The 9,753-nt window shown below is 48.0% G+C and carries 5 protein-coding genes; all 5 read left to right on the forward strand.

The annotated features are described in order from the left end of the window. Window positions 1-7: 7 nt before the first annotated feature. Window positions 8-1,921, forward strand: coding sequence for an Ig-like domain-containing domain (locus Tanf_RS02390; RefSeq protein WP_052448975.1), 1,914 nt, complete (start codon window positions 8-10; stop codon window positions 1,919-1,921). 103 nt (window positions 1,922-2,024) lie between these two features. Further along, complete coding sequence (locus Tanf_RS02395; RefSeq protein WP_438873598.1) at window positions 2,025-2,744, forward strand: DUF3108 domain-containing protein; 720 nt, start codon at window positions 2,025-2,027, stop codon at window positions 2,742-2,744. A gap of 82 nt (window positions 2,745-2,826) precedes the next feature. Further along, entirely contained in the window at window positions 2,827-3,744 is a 918-nt protein-coding gene (locus tag Tanf_RS02400; RefSeq protein ID WP_046824778.1) for an Rpn family recombination-promoting nuclease/putative transposase, read from the forward strand. Window positions 3,745-3,907: 163 nt separating this feature from the next. Then, window positions 3,908-4,825 carry an Rpn family recombination-promoting nuclease/putative transposase gene (locus Tanf_RS02405; protein ID WP_046824779.1) on the forward strand — a complete coding sequence of 306 codons (918 nt, stop codon included), beginning with the start codon at window positions 3,908-3,910 and terminating at the stop codon, window positions 4,823-4,825. 328 nt (window positions 4,826-5,153) lie between these two features. Next, window positions 5,154-9,753 (forward strand): hypothetical protein (locus Tanf_RS02410; RefSeq protein ID WP_152652238.1); only part of this gene is annotated, 4,600 nt, incomplete at its 3' end.

A 9,753-nucleotide genomic window follows, 5' to 3' on the forward strand; every position in this document is an offset into this window, starting at 1 on the left:
GACGGTAATGCTCGAAAACAGAGGAAAGAAGATGTTGTATCGGATCGGACGCATGATGCAAGGGGTATGGTGCTGCTGTGCTCTGGTTTCGTGTGCTAACATGGCCTCGCCCAACGGAGGACCATACGACGAACAACCTCCGAAGTTCGTGAGCAGTACGCCTGCGCCCTATCAGACGGGCTACAAGGGCAAGCGGATCGAAATTCTGTTCGACGAACTGATTCAGATCGAGAAACCTTCCGAAAATGTGATCATCACCCCTCCGCAAAAAGAGCTGCCAAGCATACAGGTGATGGGCAAAAAAATTCGCGTTGAGCTGAAAGATACGCTGAAGCCCGATATGACGTACACGATCGACTTTACCAACTCCGTGTCCGACAATAACGAAAAAAATGTGTTTGAAAATTTCAGTTTCGCTTTTTCGACAGGTGAAACGATCGACTCGTTAGAGATTTCAGGCACGCTGCTTAATGCCGCCAACCTCGAACCGATGCCCGGTATCATGGTCGGGCTGCATGCCAATCCGGCTGACTCCGCTTTTACGACCCTGCCTTTCCTGAGAACCTCAAAAACAAACGATCGCGGACGGTTTACCATCCGCAACATCGCCGAAGGGACGTATCGCCTCTATGCCCTGAACGACGCCAACCGCGATTACCTGTTCGATCAGCCCGGCGAAGATATTGCATTCCTCGACTCGCTCGTGACACCGACTCTCGAACTGGCCCTTCGTCAGGATACGGTCTGGAAAGATTCCGTTACCGTCGATACGATTCGTACAGTTGAGTACACACGCTTTCTGCCGGACAATGTTGTCCTGTTCCTTTTCAAAGAGAAGTTCCGCCGCCAATATATGCTTCGCCCCGAGCGTCCGCAAGCCAACCGCTTTGTGCTCAAATTCAATGCTCCGGCCGACTCGTTGCCGCGCGTCACGCTGCTTGACCGGCCGACTCGCGATCCGTGGTTCCTGGTGCAGCCGGCCGAAGGAAACACAGTCCTGCACTACTGGATTACGGACTCGATGGTCTGGAAACGCGACACGCTGCATCTGCAGGTCGACTACCTGAAAAGCGATTCGACGAACATGCTGCGTCCGCAGACGGATACCATCCATCTCACGCTTCGTAAGCAGCGCGTGCCGAAGAAACCGAAAAAAGGGGAGGCCGAGCCCAAAGTCTTCCTGACGTTTCAAACCAAGGCCTCCGGTACGATTGAGATATACGATACCGTTTCGTTCGTATTCAACGAACCGGTTCTCGACCTGAAGCGCGAAGCCCTCCTTCTCGAACAGCAAAACGATACGCTCTGGACGCCTGTTGACTTCACGCTGCTGCAAGACAGTGTCGATCTGCTGAAATATCACGTCCGGCATCCGTGGAAATACGGGGCGAATTATCGTATCACCATCGATTCGGCACGGTTACAAAGCCTCTACGGGCATCATAACAATACCTGCGAGACCTCGTTTCAGATCCGGAAAAAGGAGGAGTACGGGCATCTATATCTCAATATCGAAGGAGTCGCCGAGCCGGCTTTCGTGGAGCTGCTCAATGCGAACGACGAGCCCGTGCGGAAAGGTCGGGTCAAAGACGGAGGCGTGCTGTTCTCGAACCTGCTGCCCGAGAAATATTATGCGCGATTGATTGTCGATACGAACGAAAACGGAGTATGGGATACCGGCAACTATGCCGGAAAACGGCAGCCCGAAACGGTGTATTATTCACCGAAAATCTATATGATGCGGGCAAACTGGGAGATTGAGGAAACGTGGAATGTAACCGATACGCCCATTACTCGACAGAAACTGCCGGAAATTACGAAAAACAAGCCGAAAGATGTTACGCGAAAAAAACGTGATTACAAAGAAGAAGGCCGGTCGTCCGGACGCTCGTCGGGCGGTGCCATCGGACTGCCGTTCTAAGTATGTCCACATCGTGCTTGTGGTGAGCTGCGCGCTCCTGTTTGCCTTGCATACAAGAGCGCAATGCCTTCCCTCGACTCTGCCAATCAATCATGGTGAGACGGTGAACTACGACATTTATTTTAAATGGGGATTGCTCATGTCACGCGCCGGCGAAGCTTCACTCTCGTTCGGCAAGGCCACCTATCAGGGGCAGAGCGCGTCGCGCTATCGGTTGCTTTTCCGTACGGTCAAGCTCTTCGAATCCGTCTACCGGATGCGTGATACGATGGATTGCTATTATGCCCCAGACTATTCCCTGCTGTTCAGTTCGAAGCATACGCACGAAAATCATTACCATCTGATGGACGAACTGACTTTCTCGTATCCGGACCGGCGTACCTCAATACGCTCGCACCGCTACACACCGACTGAAACGAAAATCGATACCACCCTTATCGTTCGGTCGGGTTGCGCGTTCGACATGCTGGGTGCCACCTTCTTCCTGCGAACGCTCGACCGGAAGAAGCTCAAAACCGGAGATGCATTCCCGATGACGGTGGCCATCGGCAAAGACTTGGTGAAAATCAGCTGCCGCTATCAGGGACAGGCTGTCGTTGAACGCGGAAACATCAAATACCGGACACTTCATTTCTCGGTCGACATTTACGATAAAGCTTTCACACAAACCAAGGCTGCTGCCGAACTGTGGATCGGCGATGATGATAACTTTATTCCTGTCAAAATACGTTCGAAGCTGAAAATCGGTTATGCCGAAGTACATTACAGAAATGCGTCCGGGCTGAAAGCACCCCTCCATTGTCGCATAGAAACAAAGCGGTAAAAAAAGATATCTTCAAAAAAATGTTTGTATGGTATGTAAAAAAAAATCCGTACCTTTGTTGTTGAACCAAAAGGAATGATGTATGTCGCACTTCATTAACCCGTTTACGGACTACGGATTCAAAAAAATATTCGGTCAGGAGGTAAGCAAAGAACTGTTAATAGATTTTCTCAACAGCCTTCTTCTTGGAGAACGAGTGATTAAAGACCTGACCTTTCTCAACAACGAACGCTTGCCCGGAGACGAGGATATGCGTGCGATTATTTATGATGTGTACTGTACGACCGACAGCGGAGAACAGATTATTGTGGAGATGCAGAACCGCACGCAAAGCAATTTCAAGGAGCGTGCGCTCTACTACGTGGCTCGTGCATTGTCGGAGCAGGGGCAAAGGGGAAGAGGCTGGCAGTATGCCGTAAAGGCTGTCTATGGTATCTTTTTTATGAATTTTACATTTGAAGGGGAAGAGGCCAAATTCCGTACGGATGTGATCTTGTCAGACAGGGATACCGGCAAGATGTTTTGTGATAAAATGCGGCAGATATTTATCACGATGCCTTTGTTCGATAAGGATGAGCGCTCGTGTACGACAGATTTTGAACGTTGGATTTTTGTATTAAAGCATATGGAAACACTGAACCGAATGCCATTCAAGGCACGAAAGATGCTCTTCGAACGTCTCGAGGAGTTGTGTGACGTAGAGAATCTTCCGGCAAAAGAGCGTCACATGTATGAGCGCAGTCTGGATATATACCGGACCAATCTTGCCATAGAAAGTTATGCCAAAGAGCAGCAGGAAAAAGCATGGGAAACAGGGCTTGCTCAGGGGCTTGCTCAAGGGCACGCTCAAGGACATGCGGAAGGACTTGCCCAAGGGCACACTCAGGGGCACGCGGAAGGGATTCTTGAAACGGCTCGAAAAATGAAAGTGTCCGGCGTCTCCATGGAGATTATAAAAGCCTGTACCGGGCTGTCGTACGAAGAGATAGAACAGTTATAGGTTATTACAAAGAGCCCCCTTGGGGAGGGGAGTTGTGTGTTTTTTATCCCCCCCTCCATTGTCGCATAGAAACAAAGCGGTAAAAAAAGATATCTTCAAAAAAATGTTTGATGGTATGCAAAAAAAATCCGTACCTTTGTTGTTGAACCAAAAGGAATGATGTATGTCGCACTTCATTAACCCGTTTACGGACTACGGATTCAAAAAAATATTCGGTCAGGAGGTAAGCAAAGAACTGTTAATAGATTTTCTCAACAGCCTTCTTCTTGGAGAACGAGTGATTAAAGACCTGACCTTTCTCAACAACGAACGCTTGCCCGGAGATGAGGATATGCGTGCGATTATTTATGATGTGTACTGTACGACCGACAGCGGAGAACAGATTATTGTGGAGATGCAGAATCGTACACAAAGTAACTTCAAGGAGCGTGCGCTCTACTACGTGGCTCGTGCATTGTCGGAGCAGGGGCAAAGGGGAAGAGGCTGGCAGTATTCGGTAAAGGCCGTCTACGGTATCTTTTTTATGAATTTTACATTTGAAGGGGAAGAGGCCAAATTCCGTACAGATGTGATCCTGTCAGACAGGGATACCGGCAAGATGTTTTGCGATAAAATGCGGCAGATATTTATCACGATGCCTTTGTTCGATAAGGATGAGCGCTCGTGTACGACAGATTTTGAACGTTGGATTTTTGTATTAAAGCATATGGAAACACTGAACCGAATGCCATTCAAGGCACGAAAGATGCTCTTCGAGCGTCTCGAGGAGTTGTGTGACGTAGAGAATCTTCCGGCAAAAGAGCGTCACATGTATGAGCGCAGTCTGGATATATACCGGACCAATCTTGCCATAGAAAGTTATGCCAAAGAGCAGCAGGAAAAAGCATGGGAAACAGGGCTTGCTCAGGGGCTTGCTCAAGGGCACGCTCAAGGACATGCGGAAGGACTTGCCCAAGGGCACACTCAGGGGCACGCGGAAGGGATTCTTGAAACGGCTCGAAAAATGAAAGTGTCCGGCGTCTCCATGGAGATTATAAAAGCCTGTACCGGGCTGTCGTACGAAGAGATAGAACAGTTATAGGTTATTACAAAGAGCCCCCTTGGGGAGAGGAGTTGTGTGTTTTTTATAAAAAAACACCAAAAAAGATTTGTATTGTAAAAAGAATCCTTTTATCTTTGCCACGTTGTTTAGTATGATTCGCTTAACCGGTGATAAGCAAAATGGAAACGAAGTACGGCAGATATAAAATCCAATTGACGTATATTACATATGTACGCGAAGAAGCAGACAGGCTCTCCGCGTACCGTAAGTCTCCGTACCTATGCACATCCGAAGGAGAAAAAAAACCGTGAAACAATATAACCTTGTAAAAAGGTAAAAAAGATTTATTCATTAAAAACAAATACGTATGAAAAGAAAAATAACAATTTTAGGACTTACCTGCATGGCAATAATGCTCGCAGGAAGGGGTACCATGTGGGGACAATGGCTCTACCCCCAAAGAGTAAATAATGCCTTCGGGGCTGGTGAATCATCGTATATCACACCGGGCAATCATGCGGAGCAAAAGGCAAAAAACCCATGGGATATAAAAGCATTAATAGGTACTGAATTTTCATGGGTGGTTACTGATCATATGGGGACTACACCGTCTCCGTATCCCGGATTCTCCACCGGCATGTATGAGCATGCACTTCGTGTCCCGCCTGCCGATATTGTATTAGGTGACACGGCGATAAATACGGTTATCAAAGCTTATACCGGTAATGGGTATGCATTAGGGTGGATTTCGGTACTGAACAGAGTAACAAAATATAATAATGGTCAGCCAGATGGATGCCCTGCAATTCCTGGCGGTAATTGTGATCAATTTGGCGACACAGATCCTGTATATGAAAATAATACAATTTCAGGATCATACACTGAACCGACAAAGTTTTGTGGTGATGCAACCGGATCGATTTATGAATTTTCATTCAATAAATTCAATATAGGCAAATTTGGCGTTTCCCCATGGCCTATTTCTCCCGGAGGTGACCCTAACTGGAAAAATAAGGCACCTTGTCGGTGGGCACTTTTTCAGGCTAAACCCGGTGCTACACCGTTTGAATTCGAAATAAATACGCATATTCGTCTTCAGCAATATAGTGGAGGTACTCTACAAAGTTGGGATGATACAAAAATAACGGCACATGCAGATCCATCGTCTGTTCCTTACGGATTATATACATCGACCGTGAACGGATATTATGAGAAAGAATGGAGTGCGGGTCATTATCATGCAACTGAGGCTACTAAGGTTAAATTTCCTATGGACGATGGGATTCCACTGGTTCAATTCAGCGGTTTGGACATGACAGACGGTGCGGCTTTGCATAACCAGCCTACATACCGATTGAAATCGGATGCAGCTCATCCCACAGGTACGGTTGACCCTGACGCTACGACGCCTGCTCAATGGGGAGAGGTATCGACAACGCAAAATACCGTGTATCTATCCAATTACCGTCGTCCTACGACGATTATCATTCAAGGTGGCATGAGTGGGACTACTCATACATTTGATCGGCTGCTTTATAAAGATATCAAATGGAAATACGATATTGATACAGTTAAGGCTACACCTCAATTTAAACAAAAACTATCTCAATGTTGTTCCGGATCATGTAGCGCATATGAATTTAGGGTCGATTGGAAAGCCGAGACTGTCTACGGAGCTACCTTAGTCGACGGTGCGATTGCTTTGCAGCCGAACGCATGGGTATGTGTGGAAAACGATGTGACGGATGCCACAGCAACACCGGCTACGGAGCATACCACAGCTAGTGCTCCGGACAATAAGACGGATGCCATCTTGGTGGTTCCGAATATAACGGGTCGTTTTACACTTCGTGTGAAAGGAGATATCAACAACATCAATATGGCTCAAGATTCTACCGGTAGAGCGAATCCGTTTTATACGCAAGCTACATTCCCAAAACATGCGGATAATATTTACCTGTATCAAGATGCCAATCATCCTCATCCGTTTGCTTCCGCATTCGGCGGATTAGGCGAGTTTGCCCATACGGGTATCACAAAATATTCCATACCTGCACCGACAAATAAGGCAGAAGCTTCGGTCTTCGGCGTATACGGAAATTATAACTGGATAGCAAATAATGCTAAAATCCACACGGATACGGCAAGCACTTCCGGTTTCAAAGGAAACGTACCGGGTGTGATTGAAGTAGGTCCGAATACAGTGGGTAAGAAATATTACAATGTATATTCGGGCGGTATCTTGAAGAACTTCGAGAGTTGTACGGATATTCAAAATTTCATAATGAGTTTCGGGCTTAATCATGGCGATGCTCCCCACTTTGCGCTTACGGAAAAACAGCCTCTGAATATCTTGAATTATGGAAATAATGCAAGTAATTTGTGCGACGCCGACATCCATTTCTATGGAGGTTCTACCGATTCGTTGAAAAATGCCTTTGCGCATGCGACGGGTGATGGAGCTATGCGTATCCAGGCTCTTAGCGACGTGGAATTAAGAGCTGATGCTGCGATTGATGCAGGTTTAAGGGGGAATAATCTGTATATGCTATCTGATGGTGGAAATGTGGTAACACAAACATTCAGCTATAAGGCGGAACATCAAACAGACACAGCACGCGGATTGCTTACGCTTTGGGCGGAAGATCGTCAACCCGGGCTTTTTGGAGGCTGTGCCAATGACTGGGCAACGAACCGCAACTCGAGCCGTGGAAATGTTTATATTAACGATAGTATAAAGGTTGAGCGTCCTGCGACTCCGGCTCAGGGAGGTTTCCATACGGAAACGAATATGATTGCGGCCAATAATATCCGGACAGCTTCGTTCAAGTTCGAATCGGAAAACCTGGATCATGATACGACGAATATCATTTCGCGCAAAGGCGATGTCTGGTTAGGTTATTCGATCGGCGCACCGGTGTATGATGCAACGGGGACTAAGATAGCGAATACGTATAAGTTCAGCGATAATACGTTTACTTACAAAGTGAATAAACCGACAAACGCAGGTGTGCTGAATATCAAGGCCGGATGGGATGAAACGGACAACGGCAAACGCTGGGAAGGCGGAAATATCTATTTCACATCGATCAAAACTGAAATGACCGGTTCGGGCGCCTATCCGACGAATATTACAATTCCGTTCTCGAACGAATATTATTGTGGAAGCAACGATCCGGTAACCGGTAATCTCCATGAACGTAGAGGCGAAGAAATGCAACGTTACGAGCATGCGGGCATCATCGGCGGGGTAGGCCGTTGCGGCAGGGAGCAGGCTTGGAGTGAATACGAAGGAAAGTTCACCAATCCGATCGCGGTAAATATGGCCGATCAGGTTACGGCGCCGGCGTTAAACTACCAAGGCAATAACGGCGACCTGACGGTCGATGCGGGCCAACGCGGTAATATCATCATGAATACCGGAACGGAAATGAATTTCCAGAACGACAATGGAAGCGCATTCTTCCGCACACGCTTCGGCGATATCGACCTTCGCGGAAAAACGAACATACGGGGGCTGAAGGGCAACCTGCTGCTTCTTGCACAAACGGAAGACCTTGGCGACCTCTCGAAGGTAGGCTTCTGTGGCTGTACCGAAGAACGTAATAACGTCTATGTACAGGATATGGCTTATACGCCGAACGACAGCGGGAGCATCTTTATCGCAGCAGACAATAACATCAAACTGAACTACGGCGGTCTGCAGAACAAAGGTACACGCCACGATCCGTTCCTGAGCACGGACTTCAATCCGCTCAATCCGGACGAAAAGATCGGAACGCCTTATCCTTGCAACAATGGAGGCTACCATTGCGATATGGTAGACGATGAAAATAAGGCACGTGTACTTATGCTGAACTTCTCCGATACCACGGGAGGGATGGGTCCCTCTTTCAGGAAAGGCGGTTTCGCCGCCGTAGCCTCCGACTATATCGATGTATATAAGAAGATGGTATATATAGGCGGTCAGGGTGCAGGGATCGGCTCCGTACCCGGTACGGGAACGCTGCACGGCGAGAGCGTAGCCGGCTACGGGTTGTATATGAAGACTCAGGGCAATAAGAACAACTGGAATACGAATATCTTCAAGGATATCCCCAAATGTCCGAAAGGTTGTGCGGCTGATTGTGATGCAGGGGATTACCTGCATATGGTATCGCGTATGACGTTCCATAGCGATGCACGTATCTATGCGCATGATCAGAAAGTCTATCTGGGCTCTCCGGTGATCGAGGTGTTTGGCGACTTGGAACTCAATATGAAAGAGAAGGAAGGTTCTCGCACGGAGATCGTTGTCCAGGCCGACAGTCTGATCCTGCACGACAGCCTGATTGTGAGTGGAGACAAGCTGAAATACCGTTCGTGGAGCGGCATCAATGGCGACAAACCTATCCTGAAGCTCGGTTACAGCCGTCGTACCCCTCCGATGGTTGAATACAAATATAAAGATACCGAATGTGCACCGTGCCATAGCTACATTCCGGGCAGTAAAGACCCGCTGCATATGCTTGATACGATCACAGTCAAGTTCAAATATGGCGATGCGTTTGTAGAACGGTTCAATACGATGGTCTTCGATCATACGGTGTTGACTTTCGTGACCGACTCGTTCGATCATGTACAGGGACCTCCGATTCTGCATGCCCGCTATTTTGTCGACACCCTCAGAGTACGTAATCAAGTAGCCCTTTATGCAGATAAGAAGCACGAGCTCGATGCACACTTCGAGCTGATTTCGGAAGAGCAGATGTCGTCGAAGAAGTATGCCGGGGTGTATACCCGTCATTACCATATGGAGCCGATCGGCGCCTGCGGACGCAATTATAGCGAGCTCTGGCTTTCGGACGACCTGGCGCTCGACGTGATCACGACCTCTACCTTCGGAGGATTCGGATACCAGCATTCCGATGTGCATGTAGAGAACATGGCTCATCTGAATCCGGGCTTTACCTCATTGCGTCTGCGCG

Origin of the sequence: Tannerella forsythia (genome assembly GCF_001006485.1) — a bacterium.
GTDB lineage: Bacteria > Bacteroidota > Bacteroidia > Bacteroidales > Tannerellaceae > Tannerella > Tannerella forsythia.